Annotated in this window: 17 protein-coding genes; all 17 read left to right on the top strand. The window is 69.0% G+C overall.

The window, feature by feature from the left end:
* The first annotated feature begins 10 nt into the window (after nucleotides 1-10).
* The 17 genes from flhD to ACKI2N_RS33530 all read left to right on the top strand — a co-directional run bounded on the left by flhD (nucleotide 11) and on the right by ACKI2N_RS33530 (nucleotide 17,350).
* A complete protein-coding gene (gene flhD, locus ACKI2N_RS33610) occupies nucleotides 11-328 on the top strand; it encodes a flagellar transcriptional regulator FlhD (RefSeq protein ID WP_006162633.1) in 318 nt (105 codons plus the stop codon).
* Complete coding sequence (gene flhC, locus ACKI2N_RS33605) at nucleotides 325-930, top strand: flagellar transcriptional regulator FlhC (RefSeq protein ID WP_420998482.1); 606 nt, start codon at nucleotides 325-327, stop codon at nucleotides 928-930. The genes flhD and flhC overlap by 4 nt, the downstream gene beginning before the upstream one ends.
* 128 nt (nucleotides 931-1,058) lie before the next feature.
* Nucleotides 1,059-1,922 carry a flagellar motor stator protein MotA gene (gene motA / locus ACKI2N_RS33600; RefSeq protein WP_420998481.1) on the top strand — a complete coding sequence of 288 codons (864 nt, stop codon included), beginning with the start codon at nucleotides 1,059-1,061 and terminating at the stop codon, nucleotides 1,920-1,922.
* 18 nt (nucleotides 1,923-1,940) lie between these two features.
* A complete protein-coding gene (motB, locus tag ACKI2N_RS33595) occupies nucleotides 1,941-2,954 on the top strand; it encodes a flagellar motor protein MotB (RefSeq protein WP_420998480.1) in 1,014 nt (337 codons plus the stop codon).
* A 59-nt stretch (nucleotides 2,955-3,013) separates the two neighbouring features.
* On the top strand, nucleotides 3,014-5,047 hold the full coding sequence (gene cheA / locus ACKI2N_RS33590; protein ID WP_426990905.1) for a chemotaxis protein CheA: 2,034 nt from the start codon (nucleotides 3,014-3,016) through the stop codon (nucleotides 5,045-5,047).
* A 41-nt stretch (nucleotides 5,048-5,088) separates the two neighbouring features.
* Nucleotides 5,089-5,583, top strand: a complete 495-nt coding sequence (gene cheW, locus ACKI2N_RS33585; RefSeq protein ID WP_020205571.1) for a chemotaxis protein CheW — start codon at nucleotides 5,089-5,091, stop codon at nucleotides 5,581-5,583.
* Nucleotides 5,584-5,635: 52 nt separating this feature from the next.
* Nucleotides 5,636-6,538: a CheR family methyltransferase gene (locus tag ACKI2N_RS33580; protein WP_420997222.1), complete on the top strand. Its 903-nt coding sequence runs from the start codon at nucleotides 5,636-5,638 to the stop codon at nucleotides 6,536-6,538.
* Nucleotides 6,538-7,185, top strand: coding sequence for a chemoreceptor glutamine deamidase CheD (cheD, locus tag ACKI2N_RS33575; protein WP_420997223.1), 648 nt, complete (start codon nucleotides 6,538-6,540; stop codon nucleotides 7,183-7,185). Before ACKI2N_RS33580 ends, cheD begins: the two co-directional genes overlap by 1 nt.
* 23 nt (nucleotides 7,186-7,208) lie before the next feature.
* Nucleotides 7,209-8,288: a protein-glutamate methylesterase/protein-glutamine glutaminase gene (locus ACKI2N_RS33570; RefSeq protein WP_420997224.1), complete on the top strand. Its 1,080-nt coding sequence runs from the start codon at nucleotides 7,209-7,211 to the stop codon at nucleotides 8,286-8,288.
* Nucleotides 8,289-8,388: 100 nt separating this feature from the next.
* Complete coding sequence (gene cheY, locus ACKI2N_RS33565) at nucleotides 8,389-8,784, top strand: chemotaxis response regulator CheY (protein WP_420997225.1); 396 nt, start codon at nucleotides 8,389-8,391, stop codon at nucleotides 8,782-8,784.
* Nucleotides 8,785-8,794: 10 nt separating this feature from the next.
* Nucleotides 8,795-9,430 (top strand): protein phosphatase CheZ, encoded by a 636-nt coding sequence (gene cheZ / locus ACKI2N_RS33560; protein ID WP_420997226.1) that lies wholly within the window; start codon nucleotides 8,795-8,797, stop codon nucleotides 9,428-9,430.
* Nucleotides 9,431-9,632: 202 nt separating this feature from the next.
* Nucleotides 9,633-10,775, top strand: a complete 1,143-nt coding sequence (gene flhB / locus ACKI2N_RS33555; protein ID WP_420997227.1) for a flagellar biosynthesis protein FlhB — start codon at nucleotides 9,633-9,635, stop codon at nucleotides 10,773-10,775.
* Entirely contained in the window at nucleotides 10,772-12,862 is a 2,091-nt protein-coding gene (flhA, locus tag ACKI2N_RS33550; protein ID WP_420997228.1) for a flagellar biosynthesis protein FlhA, read from the top strand. The genes flhB and flhA overlap by 4 nt, the downstream gene beginning before the upstream one ends.
* A 13-nt stretch (nucleotides 12,863-12,875) precedes the next feature.
* Nucleotides 12,876-15,332: a flagellar biosynthesis protein FlhF gene (flhF, locus tag ACKI2N_RS33545; protein WP_420997229.1), complete on the top strand. Its 2,457-nt coding sequence runs from the start codon at nucleotides 12,876-12,878 to the stop codon at nucleotides 15,330-15,332.
* Between the two features lie 3 nt (nucleotides 15,333-15,335).
* Nucleotides 15,336-16,166 (top strand): MinD/ParA family ATP-binding protein, encoded by an 831-nt coding sequence (locus ACKI2N_RS33540; protein ID WP_420997230.1) that lies wholly within the window; start codon nucleotides 15,336-15,338, stop codon nucleotides 16,164-16,166.
* Nucleotides 16,167-16,205: 39 nt separating this feature from the next.
* Nucleotides 16,206-16,922 carry an RNA polymerase sigma factor FliA gene (locus ACKI2N_RS33535; protein ID WP_420997231.1) on the top strand — a complete coding sequence of 239 codons (717 nt, stop codon included), beginning with the start codon at nucleotides 16,206-16,208 and terminating at the stop codon, nucleotides 16,920-16,922.
* A complete protein-coding gene (locus tag ACKI2N_RS33530; protein WP_420997232.1) occupies nucleotides 16,919-17,350 on the top strand; it encodes a flagellar protein FlhE in 432 nt (143 codons plus the stop codon). Before ACKI2N_RS33535 ends, ACKI2N_RS33530 begins: the two co-directional genes overlap by 4 nt.
* Nucleotides 17,351-17,523 lie beyond the last annotated feature (173 nt).

The raw sequence follows: 17,523 nt of genomic DNA, 5'->3' as shown, positions 1-17,523 counted from the left end.
CGGGGAAAAATTGGAAAGCAGTGAAGTTCTCCAGGAGATCAGGGAGGTCAATCTCGCCTATCTGCTGCTCGCGCAACGCCTGGTGCGCGAAAACCATCTGGAAGCCATGTTCCGGCTTGGCGTCAGCAAGGAAATTGCCGACATTCTCGCCAAGCTGACACCGGCCCAGCTCGTCAAGTTGGCAGCGTCCAACATGGTCTTGTGCCGTTTCCGGTTCGACGACCATGCGCTGCTGTCGACGCTCACCCATACGGCCAAGAGCCACGATATGCAGCAGATCCACGCTGCGATCCTGCTCGCACGGCAGCCCGTGGAGTCGCTCAATTGACCGCGCTCCTGCAGGCCCAGCCAGCCCGGAGTTTTACGGCCACTCCCGTTCCCAACCGCAAGAGCGTGCTGCAGGACGCCAACCAGACCCAGCTCGCCATCGAGCTGATCGGCCTGGGTGCCCGTCTTCAGGTGCTCGAAGCCGAGACCACGCTCTCGCGTGACCGGCTGATCCGCCTCTACAAGGAGCTGCGGGGCGCGTCGCCGCCCAAGGGCATGCTCCCGTTCTCGACCGACTGGTTCACCACCTGGTTGCCGAACATCCATTCCTCGCTGTTCTTCTCGGCCTATCAGTTCATGGTCCAGCAGGGCGAGACGGCCGGCATCCGCGCGGTGGTGGCGAGTTATCGCCTCTATCTCGAGCACGTATCGCTGCTCGGCAGCGAAATTGTCTTAAGTTTCACCCGTGCTTGGACGTTAGTACGGTTTTTCGAGAGCAACATGCTGCAGCTTTCCAGCTGCACCTGCTGCGGCGGCCAGTTCGTGACACACGCATACGAGCCGCATGCGAACTTCGTGTGCAGCCTGTGCCGACCACCGTCGCGCGCCGGCAAGGCGAAGAAGCTCTCGAAGGACGTCGCGCCCGTGCAAGCCGTCGCCTGACCCCGAGTCCGGGGCCCGACGACAGGTTGCATGGCCGGTGAGCCCAGCCGGGGCGGGCGCTGTCGCGCCTGCCCGGGCCGGGCGAGCCTTGTGCGTGCCTGGCGTGTTTTACTGACGGGGAATCGATCGTGCTAGTTGTAATTGGCTATGTTGTCGTGATGGCGGCGGTGCTTGGTGGATACGCCATGACCGGTGGCCATATGGGCGCGCTTTACCAACCGGCAGAGCTGGTCATCATCGCCGGCGCCGCAATCGGCGCCTTCATCAGCTCCAACAGCGGCAAGGCCATCAAGGCCACCGTGCGCGCGCTGCCCACGCTGTTCCGCAGCAGCAAGTACAGCAAGGCGCTGTACATGGAAGTCATGGCGCTGCTGTACGTGCTGCTGTCCAAGGCCCGCCGCGAAGGCATCCTGTTCCTCGAGAAGGAAATCGCGGACCCGGCGGCCAGCAGCGTGTTCAGCCAGTACCCGCGCATCCTCGCCGACCCGGCGATGATGGAGTTCCTCACGGACTACCTGCGCATGATGGTCAACGGCAACATGAATGCCTTCGAGATCGAGGCCCTGATGGACCACGAGATCGAGACCTACCGCCACGAGGCCGAAGTCCCGGCCCATGCGCTGGCGCGCGTCGGCGACGGCCTGCCGGCATTCGGCATCGTGGCCGCCGTGATGGGCGTGGTGCACGCGCTGGCTTCGGCGGACCTGCCGCCGGCGGAGCTCGGCGCGCTGATCGCGCACGCCATGGTCGGTACCTTCCTCGGCATCCTGCTGGCCTACGGCTTCGTCTCGCCGCTGGCCGCGCGCGTCGAGCACCAGGTGGCCGAGTCCATCAAGATGTACGAGTGCATCAAGGTCACGCTGCTGGCCTCGCTCAACGGCTACGCACCGCTGGTGGCCGTCGAGTTCGGCCGCAAGGTGCTGTACTCCAGCGAACGCCCGTCCTTCCTCGAGCTGGACGACCACGTCCGCGAGGTCAAGAGCATCACCTAAGCGGCAGGAGGCAGAGCGATGAGCAGCGCCCATGACATGCGCCCGATTGTCGTCCGCAAGCCACGCGGACAGAGCAAGCCGCACGGCAACCACAGCTGGAAGATTGCCTACGCCGACTTCATGACGGCGATGATGGCCCTGTTCCTGGTGCTATGGCTGCTGCGCGCGTCGACGCCGAAGGACCTGGTGCAGCTGGCCGAGTATTTCCGCACGCCGCTGAAGGTGGCGGTCGCGGGCGGCAACAAGAGCAGCCTGTCTTCGAGCGTGATTCCCGGCGGGGGCCAGGATGTCACGCGGCAGGACGCCGAAGTGCGCAAGAGCGCCGACGACGCCGTGCAGAAGGCCCGCGAGCGCCAGGAAGGCGAGCGCCTGCGCGCGCTCAAGAACCGGCTCGAGCAGATCATCGAGAACAACCCGGTGCTGCGCCAGTTCCGCCCGCAGCTGTTGCTGGACATCACCAGCGAGGGCCTGCGCATCCAGATCCTGGATACGCAGAACCGCCCGATGTTCCGCACCGGCAGCGCCGCGGTGGAGCCGTACATGCGCACCATCCTGCGCGAGATCGGCCCGGTGCTCAACGAGATGCCCAACAAGGTCAGCCTGTCGGGCCATACCGACGCGGCCAATTATTCCAACGGCGAGCGCACGTACAGCAACTGGGAGCTGTCGTCGGACCGGGCCAACGCCTCGCGGCGCGAGCTGATCGCCGGCGGCATGAACGAAGGCAAGGTGCTGCGCGTGATCGGCCTGGCCGCGACCATGCCGCTCGACAAGAAAGACGAGCTGGCGCCCGTGAACCGCCGCATCAGCATCGTGGTGCTGAACCAGCGCGCGCAGGCCCGCATCGAGGCAGAGAACGCCAGCGCCGCCGAGGTGTCGGTGGCAGCCAAGGCGGGCGAGGCAGGCCAGGAAGTACAGGCGGGACTGGCCGCCGCCTCCGCGCCCGCCGCGGCACCGGCAGCACCGGCAGCAACGAGCAGTCCCGCCGCGCCCCCGGCCCAGGCTCCAGCCAGCAGGAGCCGTGTCCAATGAAGTCCGCCTGCCATGCCGGCGGCGGCCTTCGCAGCCTATTTCAGTGAGCCAGGACGGTTATGTCTGTCGATATCGATATCACACAGTTCTATCAGACCTTCTTCGAGGAAGCGGAGGAGCTCCTCGTGGAAATGGAGCAACTGCTGCTCGGGCTGGATCTCGAATCCCCCGACGCGGAAGAGCTCAATGCCATCTTTCGCGCGGCCCACTCGATCAAGGGTGGCGCGGCCACCTTCGGCTTCGCGGCCCTGACCGAAACCACGCACCTGCTGGAGAACCTCCTCGACCGCACGCGGCGGCGGGAGCTGACGTTGTCCCGCACCATCATCGACACTTTTCTGGAAACCAAGGACGTGTTGCAAGATCAGCTCAACGCTTACCGTAACGGTACCGAACCCGATCCGGAAACGCTGGCGCGTATCTGCGCCGTCCTGCAACAACTGGCGCTCGAGACCGCCGGCGGCGGCGCGCCCGCGCCCGCCGCGGCTCCCGCGCCGGCCCCGGTGGCAGCGGCGCCCGCGCCGGCCGCGGCCGGCGGCAGCGGCCTCAAGGTGACGCTGGTCAACGTCTCGGCGGCCGACCAGGCACTGCTGCGCGACGAGCTCGGCAACCTCGGCGAGATCACCGGCCAGAAGGAAGAGGGCGGCAACCTCACCGTGTGGCTGTCGAGCCAGTGCAGCGCCGACGACATCATCGCGGTGTGCTGCTTCATTGTCGACGGCGACCAGATCGTGGTGGAAGCGGCCGACGCGCCGGCCGCCCCGGCGGCCGCCGAAGCGGCCCAGCCCGTGGCCGCCGCGCCGGCGCCGGCGCCGGCGCCGGCTCCGGTGGCCGCCGCCCCGGCCGCGGCGCCCGCCCCGGCCAAGGAAAAGGCCAAGGCCGCGCCGGCCGCCGCCGCGCATGCGCAGGAGTCCGGCTCGATCCGCGTGCCCACCGAGAAGGTGGACCAGATCATCAACCTGGTCGGCGAGCTGGTCATCACGCAGTCGATGCTGGCGCAGACCGCCTCGGCGCTCGACCCGGTGCTGTTCGACCGCCTGTTCTCCGGCATGGGCCAGCTCGAGCGCAATGCGCGCGACCTGCAGGAAGCGGTGATGTCGATCCGCATGATGCCGATGGACTACGTGTTCTCGCGCTTCCCGCGCCTGGTGCGCGACCTTGCCGGCAAGCTCGGCAAGCAGATCGACCTGGTCACCTTCGGCAAGGCCACCGAGCTCGACAAGAGCCTGATCGAACGCATCATCGACCCGCTCACCCACCTGGTGCGCAACAGCCTGGACCACGGCATCGAGACGCCGGACAAGCGCGTCGCCGCCGGCAAGGACGCGACCGGCCAGCTGATCCTGTCCGCGCAGCACCACGGCGGCAACATCGTGATCGAGGTCAGCGACGACGGCGGCGGCCTGCGCCGCGACAAGATCCTCGCCAAGGCCATCCAGAACGGCCTGCCGGTGTCCGAGAACATCAGCGACGAGGAAGTCTGGCAGCTGATCTTCGCGCCGGGCTTCTCCACCGCCGAAGCCGTGACCGACCTGTCCGGCCGCGGCGTGGGCATGGACGTGGTCAAGCGGAACATCCAGGAAATGGGCGGCCACGTCGAGGTCACCTCGCGTCCGGGCCAGGGCACCACCACCCGCATCGTGCTGCCGCTGACGCTGGCCATCCTCGACGGCATGTCGGTCAAGGTCGGCGCGGAAACCTTCATCCTGCCGCTGAACTGCGTGATGGAGTCGCTGCAGCCCAAGCCGGAAGACGTGCACACCGCGGCCAACAACGACCGCGTGATGCACGTGCGCGGCGAATACCTGCCGCTGCTGGAGCTGCACCGCGTGTTCAACGTGGACGAAGCCGTGCAGGAACCCACGCAGGGCATCGCCGTGATCCTGCAGGCCGAAGGCAAGCGCTTCGCGCTGCTGGTGGACCAGCTCATCGGCCAGCACCAGGTGGTGCTGAAGAACCTCGAAACCAACTACCGCAAGGTGCCCTGCATCTCCGCCGCCACCATCCTGGGCGACGGCAGCGTGGCACTGATCGTGGACGTCGGCGCGCTGCAGCGCACCGGCGTGCGCCGGCAAGACCCGGTACTCGCATAACGTCGCAAGACGTCGCTTAACGCTCAGGAGAACAATACATCATGGCCGGCATCGGACACATCGATACCCCCGGAAGCGAAGCCGCGGGGCAGGAGTTCCTGGTTTTCACGCTGGGGAGCGAGGAATACGGCATCGACATCCTCAAGGTGCAGGAGATCCGCGGCTACGACGCGGTGACGCGCCTGGCGAACGCGCCCGACTTCATCAAGGGCGTGACCAATCTGCGCGGCGTGATCGTGCCGATCGTCGACCTGCGCCTGAAGTTCCGCCTCGGCAACGTGCGCTATGACCACCAGACCGTGGTCATCATCCTGAACATCGCCGGGCGCGTGGTCGGCATCGTGGTGGACGGCGTGTCCGACGTGCTGACCCTGACCGGCGATGCCATCAAGCCGGCGCCTGAGTTCGGCGTGTCGGTCTCCAACGAGCATCTCACCGGCCTGGGCACCGTGGACGGCCGCATGCTGATCCTGATCGATATCGAGAAACTCATGACCAGCGCCGAGATGGAACTGGTCGAGGCCGAGCTGGCCTGAGCCCGCTCGCCGCCGACGTACCGAGCATCCAGCATCCAGTAGCAGGCAACAGATGACGCAGCCCCGCCCCACCGCCTTCGCCGCCGGCCAGCCGCCGGCGCTGCCCGCTTCGCCGCGGCGCGACGAGCCGCGGGACTTCCTGCTGACCGAACGCGACTTCGAGAAGATCCGCGCGATGATCCATCGCCGCGCGGGCATCTCGCTGGGCAGCCACAAGCGCGAGATGGTGTACAGCCGCCTGGCGCGGCGCCTGCGCACGCTGCAGCTCACCGACTTCGGCACCTACCTGGCCATGCTCGAGGCGGATGACCGCAGCGACGAGTGGGAGTTCTTCACCAATTCGCTGACCACCAACCTGACATCGTTCTTCCGCGAGGCGCACCACTTTCCCTTGCTGGCCGAACATGCCAAGAAGATCGGGCGGCCCTATTCGGTGTGGTGCTCGGCCGCGTCCACCGGCGAGGAGCCGTACTCCATCGCCATCACGCTGGCCGAGGCGCTGGGCGACCGCGCCGGCACCGTGCTGGCCACCGACATCGATACCCAGGTGCTGGCCAAGGCCCGCGCCGGCGTCTACACCGCCGAGCAGGTCAGCAAGCTCTCGGCGGAGCGGCTCAAGCGCTTTTTCCTCAAGGGCACCGGCCAGCGCGCCGGCGCGGTCAAGGTCAAGCCGGACCTGGCGGGCACCATCGACTTCCAGCCGCTGAACCTGCTGGCGCCGGACTGGGGCATCCGCGAGAAGTTCGACGCGATCTTCTGCCGCAACGTGATGATCTACTTCGACAAGCCCACCCAGGGCCGCATCCTGGAGCGCTTCGTGCCGCTGCTCAAGCCGCACGGGCTGCTGTTCGCCGGGCACTCGGAGAATTTTTCCTACGTCACGCGCGCGTTCCAGCTGCGCGGGCAGACCGTCTACGAACTGGCGCCGCCGTCGGCGCGGCTGGGAGGTTCGTGATGCGCACGCCCCACCTGCCCGAGGCGATCGCCACCCGCACCTATTTCGACCGCGAGTTCGGCAAGCAGGCCATCAAGCTGCTGCCCAACGAGTACTACGTGACCCGCGAGGACGTGGTGCTGACCACCGTGCTGGGCTCGTGCGTGGCGGCCTGCATCCGCGACGAGACCGCCGGCGTGGGCGGCATGAACCATTTCATGCTGCCCGACGACGACGGCGCCGGCGCGGACCGGCTGCTGTCGGCGTCGATGCGCTACGGCAGCTACGCGCTCGAAGTGCTGATCAACGAACTGCTGAAGATGGGCGCGCGCCGCGAGCGGCTCGAGGCCAAGGTCTTCGGCGGCGGCGCGGTGCTGGCCAACATGACCACGCTCAATATCGGCGACCGCAACGCCGAGTTCGTGCTCAAGTACCTCAAGACCGAGGAGATCCGCGTGGCCGCGCAGGACCTGCGTGGCCCGCACGCGCGCCGCGTGAGCTATTTCCCGCTGACCGGGCTGGCGCTGGTGCGCCGCCTCACGCGCCAGGACGACCAGGTCGTGGTCGAGCGCAACGAACGCGCGCTGGCCCGCGCCATTGCCACCGCACCCGCCACCGGCGGCGCCGAGCTGTTTCCCCGGCGTTCGCCGTCGGCAGCCGCTTCCTGAACCGACAAGGATTTTTTCAAGACATGAGTGCGGCCAAGATCAAGGTATTGTGCGTGGACGATTCCGCGCTGATACGCAGCCTGATGACCGAGATCATCAATAGCCAGCCCGACATGGAGGTGGTGGGCACCGCCCCCGATCCGCTGGTGGCGCGCGATCTGATCAAGCGCCTGAACCCGGACGTGCTCACGCTCGACGTCGAAATGCCGCGCATGGACGGCCTGGACTTTCTCGAGCGCCTGATGCGCCTGCGCCCGATGCCGGTGCTGATGGTGTCCTCGCTGACCGAGCGCGGCTCGGAAATCACCATGCGCGCGCTGGAGCTGGGCGCGGTGGATTTCGTCACCAAGCCCAAGCTCGGCATCCGCGACGGCCTGATCGAGTACACCGACACCATCGCCGACAAGATCCGCGCCGCCGCGCGGGCGCGCCTGCGCACGGCGTCGGCCGCGCCGGCCGGCGACGCCGCCGCGCCGGCCGCGCCGATCCTGCGCAGCCCGCTGCTGTCCACGGAAAAGCTGATCATCGTCGGGGCATCCACCGGCGGCACCGAGGCCATCAAGGAATTCCTGATGCCGATGCCGCCCGACTGCCCGGCGGTGATGATCGTGCAGCATATGCCGGCCGGCTTCACGCGCTCGTTCGCGCAGCGCCTGGACGGCCTGTGCCGCATCACGGTCAAGGAAGCGGAGCACGGCGAGCGCGTGCTGCCGGGCTACGCCTATATCGCGCCGGGAGACTCGCACATGCGCCTGGCGCGCAGCGGGGCCAACTACGTGGCCCACCTGTCGCAGGAGCCGGCGGTCAACCGCCACCGGCCGTCGGTGGAGGTGCTGTTCGACTCCGCCGCGCAGCACGCCGGCAAGAACGCCATCGGCGTGATGCTCACGGGCATGGGCCGCGACGGCGCGCAGGGCATGCTGCGCATGCGCGAGGCCGGCGCCTACAACCTGGCGCAGGACGAGAACACCTGCATCGTATTCGGCATGCCGAAGGAGGCGATAGCCGCCGGCGGTGTGCATGAGGTGGTACCGCTGCACGCGATGAGCCAGCGCGTGATGGCGCGCCTGGCGACCTTCGGCGCACGCGCGCAGCGGGTCTGACCGGGCACTGGCGCCGGCCCGGCTGCCCGCAAGCGGCCCGGCAGGCGCAGGTATTGAAACAACCGAAGCAACTTTCCACAACTGTATTGGAGCCGTTAGAGTGGACAAGAACATGAAGATCCTGGTGGTCGATGACTTCCCCACCATGCGCCGCATCATCCGCAACCTGCTCAAGGAGCTGGGTTTTTCCAACGTCGAGGAAGCCGAAGACGGCGCCGCCGGCCTGGAGAAGGTCAAGGACGGCAGCTTCCAGTTCGTCGTGTCCGACTGGAACATGCCGAACATGGACGGCCTGAGCATGCTGCAGGCAATCCGCGCCGAAGCCGCGCTGGCCAAGCTGCCGGTGCTGATGGTGACCGCCGAAGCGAAGAAGGAAAACATCATCGCCGCCGCGCAGGCCGGCGCCAACGGCTACGTGGTCAAGCCCTTCACGGCCGCCACGCTCGACGAGAAGATCACCAAGATCTTCGAGAAACTGGCCAAGGAAGGGGCATAAGGTGAGCGACATGTCGACGACTCCGACTCTCAGCAACGAATCTGCCGAGCAGCTTTTCCAGCGCATTGGCGCCCTGACACGGATGCTGCGCGACAATATGCGCGAATTGGGGCTCGACAAGGAAATCGAGCGTGCCGCGCAGGCCATCCCCGACGCTCGCGACCGTCTCAGCTACATTGCATCGATGACCGAGCAGGCTGCCGAGCGCACGCTCAACGCCGTGGAACTGGCGCAGCCGCTGCAGGCCGGCATGGAAAAGCAGGCCGAAGCGCTGGACAAGCGCTGGGAAGCCTGGTTCGACAAGCCGGTCGAACTGGCCGACGCGCGCGAGCTGGTGCTCGACACGCGCGCCTTCCTGACGGACGTGCCGCAGCAGGCGCGCGCCACCGGCAGCCACCTGCTGGAAATCATGATGGCCCAGGACTTCCAGGACCTGACCGGCCAGGTCATCAAGAAGATGATGGACATGATCCGTTCGCTGGAGCAGGAACTGCTGCAGGTGCTGATCGACAACGTGCCGGCGGACCGCCGCGTGGAGGCCCCCGCCACGCTGATGAACGGCCCGCAGGTCAACCCGGAAGGCAAGCCCGACGTGGTCTCCGACCAGTCGCAGGTGGACGACCTGCTCGCCAGCCTGGGCTTCTGAGCCTTGCCCGCGGCGCGGTGCCGTGCGCGGCACCGCGTGCGCCGTGGCGCGCCGCGCGGCCCGCGGCGCGCCTTCGCCGGGCGCCCGCCATCGCGCAAACAGCGCCAGAATCCCCGCCCTATTCCCTCTAATGCCCGCCGCTTCGCGCTCCGATAATCGTTGCTGACGAAGGGCCAGCATGCCGCTTCGTAACGGAGCGGCCATGTCCGAAGAAAGCGATCTCGAGAAAACCGAACCAGCCTCACCCCGGCGCCTGGAAAAGGCGCGCGAGGAAGGGCAGGTCGTACGCTCGCGCGAGCTGGCCACCCTGATCATGCTGATGAGCGGCGTGGCCGGCCTGTGGGCGCTTGGCGGCACGCTCGGCAGCAAGCTCAACGCGGTGATGCACGCCAGCCTGGCCTTCGAGCCGGCCACCGCGTTCGACACCTCGCGCATGATGTCGCGCTTCGCCATGAACGTCTGGGAAGGCCTGCTGGCCTTCCTGCCGCTGCTGCTGCTGTTCGGCGCGGCCGCCCTGGCCGGCCCCATGCTGCTGGGCGGCTGGCTGTTCTCCACGCAATCCCTCGCACCCGACTTCTCCCGCCTGTCTCCGCTCAAGGGGCTGGGCCGCCTGTTTTCCTCGCAATCGCTGGTGGAGCTGGCCAAGGCCGTCGCCAAGGCCCTGCTGGTGGGCAGCGTGGCGGGCTGGGTGCTGTGGCACCGCCTGGGCGAAGCGGTGGCGCTGATGAACGCGCCGCTGCACGAGGCGCTGCTGCACATGCTGGAGTTCGTGCTCCACTGCTGCGGCCTGGTGGCCGCCTCGCTGGTGCTGGTGGCGGCGCTCGACGTGCCCTGGCAGTACTGGACCTTCTTCAAGAAGCTGCGCATGACGAAGGAAGAGCTCAAGCAGGAGCACAAGGACAGCGAGGGCGACCCGCACATCAAGAACCGCATCCGCCAGCAGCAGCGCGCCATGGCCCGCCGCCGCATGATGTCCGAGGTGCCCAAGGCCGACGTGGTGGTCACCAACCCAACCCACTTCGCCGTGGCGCTGCGCTACGAGGAAGGCCGCATGGGCGCGCCGCGCGTGGTGGCCAAGGGCAGCGAGGAAGTGGCCGCGCGCATCCGCGAGATCGCCGCCGAACACAACGTGCCGCTGCTGTCCGCGCCGCCGCTGGCGCGCGCGCTGCACCGCCACGTCGAGCTGGGCCACGAAATCCCGGCCGGGCTCTACACCGCCGTGGCCGAAGTGCTGGCCTGGGTCTATCAACTGAAGCACTGGCACTACACCAACGGCCCGCATCCGCAGGCCCCCGAGAAGCTGCTGGTGCCTGACGAACTCGCCGTACCGGAAAGCCAAGCATGAACGCATTGACCTCGCTGTTCAACCTGTCCGGTGCGCGCGCCGGCGGCGGCCAGATGAAGGCGCTGGCAGGGCCGCTGCTGATCATCATGATCCTGGGCATGATGATCCTGCCCCTGCCGCCCTTCGTGCTGGACCTGCTGTTTACCTTCAACATCGCGCTGTCGATCATGGTGCTGCTGGTCGGCATGTACACGCAGAAGGCGCTCGATTTCGCCGCCTTCCCGGCCGTGCTGCTGTTCTCCACGCTGCTGCGCCTGTCGCTCAACGTGGCCTCCACGCGCGTGGTGCTGCTCGAAGGCCATACCGGCCCGGACGCCGCCGGCAAGGTGATCGAAGCGTTCGGCCACTTCCTGGTGGGCGGCAACTTCGCGGTGGGCATCGTGGTGTTCGCCATCCTGGTGGTGATCAACTTCATGGTGATCACCAAGGGTGCCGGGCGCATCGCCGAGGTGGGCGCGCGCTTCATGCTCGACGCCATGCCGGGCAAGCAGATGGCGATCGACGCCGACCTCAACGCCGGCCTCATCAACGAAGAAGGCGCCAAGAAGCGCCGCGCCGAAGTGGCGCAGGAATCGGACTTCTACGGCGCCATGGACGGCGCCAGCAAGTTCGTGCGCGGCGACGCCATCGCCGGCCTGCTGATCATGTTCATCAACATCGGCGCCGGCATGGTGGTGGGCATGCTCCAGCACGACCTGGACTTCTCCACCGCGGTGCGCAACTACACGCTGCTGACCATCGGCGACGGCCTGGTGGCGCAGATCCCCGCGCTGGTGATCTCCACCGCCGCGGGCGTGATCGTCTCGCGCGTGGCCAACGAGCAGGACGTGGGCCAGCAGCTCACCGGCCAGCTCTTCTCCAACCCGCGCGTGCTGTACCTGACCGGCGGCATCATCGGCATGATGGGCATCATCCCCGGCATGCCGCACTTCGCCTTCCTGGCGTTCGCCGGCGCGCTGGTGTGGTTCGGCCGCTATGTGTCGCGCCGCGACGTGGCCGCGGCGCAGGAAAAGAAGCGCGAAGACCGCGTGCCCGCCGCCACGCCGGAATCGACCGAGGCCAGCTGGGACGACGTCTCGCTGGTCGACCCGCTCGGCATGGAAGTGGGCTACCGCCTGATCCCGCTGGTGGACCGCGCGCAGAACGGCGAGCTGCTCGGGCGCATCAAGAGCATCCGCAAGAAGGTGGCGCAGGAGATCGGCTTCCTGGTGCCGGTGGTGCATATCCGCGACAACCTCGAGCTCAAGCCCAACGCCTACCGCATCTCGCTCAAGGGCGTGGAGATCGGCCGCGGCGAGGCCTCGCCGGGCCAGTGGATGGCCATCAACCCGGGCCAGGTCTCCGGCGCGCTGCCCGGCGCGCCCACGCACGACCCCGCCTTCGGCCTGCCGGCGGTATGGATCGAGGCCGGACTCAAGGAACAGGCGCAGACCTTCGGCTACACGGTGGTGGACGCCAGCACGGTAGTGGCGACTCACCTCAACCACCTGATCCACCTGCACGCGGCCGAGCTGCTCGGCCGCCAGGAAGTGCAGGCGCTGCTCGACCGCATCTCGAAGGAATCGCCCAAGCTCACCGAGGACCTGGTGCCCAAGGTCATCACGCTCACGGCGCTGCAGAAGATCCTGCAGAACCTGCTTGACGAAAGCGTGCCGATCCGCGACATGCGCACCGTGCTGGACGTGGTGGCCGAGCACGCGCCCAAGGTCAGCGACCCGAACGAGCTCACCGCGCTGGTGCGCGTGGCGCTGGGCCGCGCCATCACCCAGCAGTGGTTCCCCAACGGCGCCGACCTGCAGGTGATCGGCCTCGACGCGGGGCTGGAGCGCGTGCTGTCGCAAGCGCTCACCAACGGCGGCGGCATCGAGCCCGGCCTGGCCGACGCGCTGCTGCAGCAGACCCAGGCCGCGGTCTCGCGCCAGGAACACCTCGGCCTGGATCCGGTGCTGCTGGTGCCGCATCCGCTGCGCCCGCTGCTGGCGCGCTTCCTGCGCCGGACCATGCCGCAGCTCAAGGTGCTCTCGCATGCCGAGGTGCCGGACAACCGAAACATCAGGATCACCGCCATGATCGGCGGCGCAGCGTGAGGGATGACGCAAGATGAGCGTAGCTAAATTCGTGGCGGCCAATGGCCGCGAAGCCCTGCGCCAGGTGCGCGAGGCGATGGGCCCCGACGCCGTGGTGCTGTCCAACCGCACCGTCGAGGGCGGCGTGGAGATCGTCGCCATGCGCGACACCGATCTCGGCGCCATTTCCAGCAGCGCACCCGTCTTCACGCCGCCGCCGGCCACCGTGCCGGTCGAGGGCGCGCTGGGCGACCTGCGCGGCGAGCTGCAGAGCATGCGCGCCATGATGGAGCGGCAGCTGGCGGGTGTAGGCACTCACAGCCTGCCCGCCACCGGCGGCGACCCGCTGCGCGATTCGCTGTTTACCTGGCTGGTCACCGCGGGCTTTTCCGGCCAGCTCGCGCGCACGCTGCTGGGCCACCTGCCGCTCGGCCACGACCGTCCCGCCGCCATGACCTGGATCCGCCAGGAGCTGGCGCGCAAGGTGCCGGTGCTGGGCGACGAAGACGCGCTGTTCGCGCAAGGCGGCGTGCTGGCGCTGGTCGGCCCCACCGGCGTGGGCAAGACCACCACCACCGCCAAGCTGGCCGCGCGCTTCGTGCTCAAGCACGGCCCGGAACGGCTCGCGCTGCTGACCACCGACACCTTCCGGATCGGCGCGCACGAGCAGCTGCGCATCTACGGCGACATCCTCGGCGTGCCGGTGCACGCGGTCAAGGACGCTTCCGACCTGCGCTTCGCGCTGGCGGCGCTGAGCGAGAAGCACCTGGTGATCATCGATACCGTGGGCATGAGCCAGCGCGACCGCAACCTGTCCGAGCAGATCGCCATGCTGGGCGGCGTGCAGGCGCCGGTGCAGCGCATCCTGCTGCTCAACGGCGCCAGCCACGGCGACACGCTCAACGAAGTGGTGCACGCCTACCGCCACGACAATTCGCCGGACGGCGGCATCGACGGCTGCATCGTCAGCAAGCTCGACGAAGCCACCCACCTGGGCTCCGTGCTGGACGTGGTGATCCGCCACCGCCTGCCGGTCTACTACGCTTCCACCGGCCAGCGCGTGCCCGAGCACCTGGAGCTGGCCAGCGGCACGGCCCTGGTCGAACGCGCCTTCCAGACCCCGCGCCGCGGCTCCGTGTTCGCCGAGGCGGAGGCCGCGCGCCGCGCCATGCCCGCGCGCGCCGAAGGTGCTGCCGCCGGCGGCGCCGACGGCATGCTGCGCTCGCTGACCGACAGCGCCAACGCCGTGAGCGACTGCGTCGACCAGCTCGACGGCGGCAACTACGGCTTCGACCTGGTGCGCGCGCTCTGGCAGCAGCGCGCGGACAGCGCGCCGTCGGCGCGCCTGATGGCGCAGCACGTGCGCGAGTCCGTGTGCCGCGACCTGGTGCGCCAGTGCGACCGCTTCGTGCTGGCGCTGAGCGCCGTGGTGGCCGCGCCCGCGGCCGGCCGCCGCGCCGCGCGCCCGTGGCTGCACACGCTGTGGCTGGCCGACCGCGACGGCCTGCCGCTGGCCGCCGCCGTGGCGCCGGGCGGGCGCACCGCCCCGGTCTCGCAGGCCACGCAAGGCGGATGGGAAACCGACGCGGTCAACCTGGCCGCCACCATCGCCGCCACCCGCACCGTCGTCAACGTGCTCGACACCATGCCGGCACCGGCCATGCTGGCGCGCTGGCAGACCGCGGGCGAGCGCTGGCTCACCGCCACCCGCAGGACCACGCGCGTGGTCAGCGGCGGGGCCGCGCTGAAGGTCGACGCGCTGGCCGACACGCTCACGTTCCACGCCTTCGAGGAAATGGAATACCGCGGCCGCGCCGCCGTGCAATGGGTCGCGCAAGCGCCGGTGCGCGTGCTGGAAAGCCAGGCGCGCGGCACCCGTGCCGCCGAGGGCGGCATCGAAGCCGGCCTGCTGGTCTCGCGCGTGGTCGACCTCGACAACGGTCAGACCCTGGCCGTGCAGTACCTGCTGTGCGACCCCGCGCTGCTCGCCGAAGGCGCGCAACTGGCGCGCTGGGCACGCTGGGCCGAAGACGGCGAGGCGCAGCTGCGCACGCTCGGCCACGCGCTCGATCACCTGAGCCAGGGCGAGCGCCAGGACGGCGCCGGCGATGCCGCCCAGGCCGAAAGCCAGGCCTGCGCCCGCCTGCTCGCCTTGCAGATGGCCATCTCGGCGCTGCGCCTGGAGCAGGCCGGCGACAGCGAAGCCGCCGCCTTTCTCGCACGCCTGTCCGCGCGCGCCCCGGCCCGCCAGACCCCGAACGCGGCGGTGCTGGTCGAGGGCATGGGCCGCCTGCTGGCGCTGCTGGACGTGCTGGAGAACTATCCCGCGCGCAATGGCCGCGCGGCGCCCGCCGGCATGCCTGCCGCGGTGCCGGCCGCAGCGCCCGTCGCTGCGCGCGACGTCGTCCCCGTCCTGCCCGCCACCGGCGCGGAATCCTTCGTCGACAGCGGCCGCATGTTCAAGGCGCTGGCGCAGGTGCAAGGGGAGTAAGACGTGAATTCTCTCGCCCTGGACCAGGCCGAAAGCTTGCGGCGCATGCTGGCGCCGCGCGTGACGCGCCGCATCGCGGTGGTCGCGAGCGATCCCGGCGCCGGCGCCACCACGGTGGCGCTCGGCCTGGCCAACGCACTCGCCATGCAGGGCGAGCGCGTCCTGCTGATCGACGAAGACCGCGCCGGCGCGCGCGCCACGCGGCTGGCCGGCGCGGCGCCCGCGGCCACGCTGGACGCCGTGCTGGGCGGCACCGCCACGCTCGAGGCGGCGCTGGGCCAGCGTCCCGCCGGCGCCATCGGCGTGCTGCCCGCCAGCGCGCAGGCCAGCGGCGACCTGCAACTGCTCAACGGCTACCGCACCGTGCTCAACGACGCCCGCGGCGATGCCGAGGGCGCCTTGTCGCAGATGGCCGGCGCGGCCCACAACCTGATCGTGGTGCTGCGCGCGGAGCCAGCCTCGATCAAGGCGGCCTATGCCTGCATCAAGCAGTTGAACCATCTCTATGCCTGCCGCCGCTTCCACCTGGTGGTCAACGCCGCCGCCAGCGACGCCGCCGCCAGCGCCGTGCTCGGCAACCTCGCGCGCACCGCCAGCCAGTATCTCGGCGTGGAGGCCAGCCCCGCGGGCAGCCTGCCGCTCGACCCGCTGGTCGCGCGCAGCGCCGCGCTGGGCCGCTGCGTGGTGGAAGCCTTCGCCGCCGCGCCGGCCACGGCCGCCTTGCGCCGCCTGGCCACCGGCGTCGCCGCCTGGCCGTTGCCCGCAGCCACGGCCGAAAACCGCTCAACCCCTCCGGCCACGCCCCTGGCGCCGCCGGCCACGGCCCTGGCCTGAACGCCGGGCCCGCACGTCAGGACTCACGAGAATTCCACCATGTACACGATTCAGGGAAAGCTCGAACAGACGGATACGGTGACCGCGCATGCGTCGCTAGTGCGTCGCATCGCCTTGCAACTTGCCGCCAAGCTGCCCGCCAGCGTGCAGCTCGACGACCTTATCCAGGCCGGCATGATCGGCCTGCTCGACGCCGCCAAGCGATACGAAGACACCCACGGCGCACGCTTCGAGACCTATGCCAGCCAGCGCATCCGCGGCGCCATGCTCGATGAAGTCCGCGCCAACGACTGGCAGTCGCGCAGCCTGCGCCAGTTCACGCGGCGCATCGAGCGCACCGTGCGCGGCCTCGAGCAGACCCTCGGCCGCGCGCCGCTGGACTCCGAGGTGGCACAGGAACTGGAGCTGCCGCTGGAGGAATACCAGACCCTGCTCAACGAGGTGTACGGCTGCCAACTGCTGCACTACGAAGACTTCGAGCGCTCCGGCGAAGAAGACTTCCTGGACCGCCACCTGAGCGTCAGCGACGACGGCAACCCGCTCACCGTGCTGATGGAAAGCGGCATGCGCGAAGCGCTGATCCGCGCCATCGAGCGCCTGCCCGAGCGCGAGAAGCTGGTGCTGTCGCTGTGCTACGACCAGGAACTCAACCTGCGCGAGATCGGCGCCGTGCTCGACGTCACCGAATCGCGCGTGTGCCAGATCCGCAGCCAGGCCATCACGCGCCTGCGCTCGCAACTGCGCGGCCTGCTATGACGCGCCGGTCCAACCGTATTGCCGCGGCGGCGCTCGCCGCCTGCTGCAGCCACGGCTGGGCCACCCCGGCCGGACAGACCCTGCACTCGTGGTCGGCTTCGGTCAGCGGCCCCGCCTTGCATGGCAAGGGCCTGCGCACCGTCTCCGCACCCATCACGCCGACCGGCTACCTGCCGCAGGCGGAGGGCGCCATCACCACCGTGCGGTGGCGCTACACCTTCAACCGCACGCCGCCGCACGACCTGCAGGCCTACCTGTGCAATGCGCAGCGATGCGTGCTGTTGCCGGGCGCGGAGGGGCGGACCGACGCGTTCGGCGGGGACGATGCTGCCAACGGTTTCGTCTTTGCGTTCCAGGTGCCGGGCAGGGGCGCGCTGACGCCGGTCCTGCAGGGACAGTCGGGGCAGGTGGTGGTGGGATACCGGTAGGCATCAGCGGTTCCTTCTCTTCAAGGCGCTGGATGGAGACGGAGGCTTGGCCGCCAGGCGCCAACCGCGTAACGCGGGGGGGCATTGGCGGGCGCGCCGTGCGGCCGGGCGAAATCGACCTGCGCCGGGTGCCGGCCATCCCCTACCGCAACGGCGTGAACGAGGAATGTGGG

This window comes from Cupriavidus sp. 30B13, assembly GCF_049059565.2.
Taxonomy (GTDB): domain Bacteria; phylum Pseudomonadota; class Gammaproteobacteria; order Burkholderiales; family Burkholderiaceae; genus Cupriavidus.
The sequence above is the reverse complement of the archived record's forward strand: the minus strand, read 5'-3'. Positions and strand labels throughout refer to the sequence as shown.

Excerpts from the sequence above, each read along its gene's own strand:
- motB (WP_420998480.1), top strand. The coding sequence starts at position 1,941 with ATGAGCAGCGCCCATGACATGCGCCCGATTGTCGTCCGCAAGCCACGC.
- cheA (WP_426990905.1), top strand. The coding sequence starts at position 3,014 with ATGTCTGTCGATATCGATATCACACAGTTCTATCAGACCTTCTTCGAG.
- cheW (WP_020205571.1), top strand. The coding sequence starts at position 5,089 with ATGGCCGGCATCGGACACATCGATACCCCCGGAAGCGAAGCCGCGGGG.
- ACKI2N_RS33580 (WP_420997222.1), top strand. The coding sequence starts at position 5,636 with ATGACGCAGCCCCGCCCCACCGCCTTCGCCGCCGGCCAGCCGCCGGCG.
- cheD (WP_420997223.1), top strand. The coding sequence starts at position 6,538 with ATGCGCACGCCCCACCTGCCCGAGGCGATCGCCACCCGCACCTATTTC.
- ACKI2N_RS33570 (WP_420997224.1), top strand. The coding sequence starts at position 7,209 with ATGAGTGCGGCCAAGATCAAGGTATTGTGCGTGGACGATTCCGCGCTG.
- cheZ (WP_420997226.1), top strand. The coding sequence starts at position 8,795 with ATGTCGACGACTCCGACTCTCAGCAACGAATCTGCCGAGCAGCTTTTC.
- flhB (WP_420997227.1), top strand. The coding sequence starts at position 9,633 with ATGTCCGAAGAAAGCGATCTCGAGAAAACCGAACCAGCCTCACCCCGG.
- flhA (WP_420997228.1), top strand. The coding sequence starts at position 10,772 with ATGAACGCATTGACCTCGCTGTTCAACCTGTCCGGTGCGCGCGCCGGC.
- flhF (WP_420997229.1), top strand. The coding sequence starts at position 12,876 with ATGAGCGTAGCTAAATTCGTGGCGGCCAATGGCCGCGAAGCCCTGCGC.
- ACKI2N_RS33535 (WP_420997231.1), top strand. The coding sequence starts at position 16,206 with ATGTACACGATTCAGGGAAAGCTCGAACAGACGGATACGGTGACCGCG.
- ACKI2N_RS33530 (WP_420997232.1), top strand. The coding sequence starts at position 16,919 with ATGACGCGCCGGTCCAACCGTATTGCCGCGGCGGCGCTCGCCGCCTGC.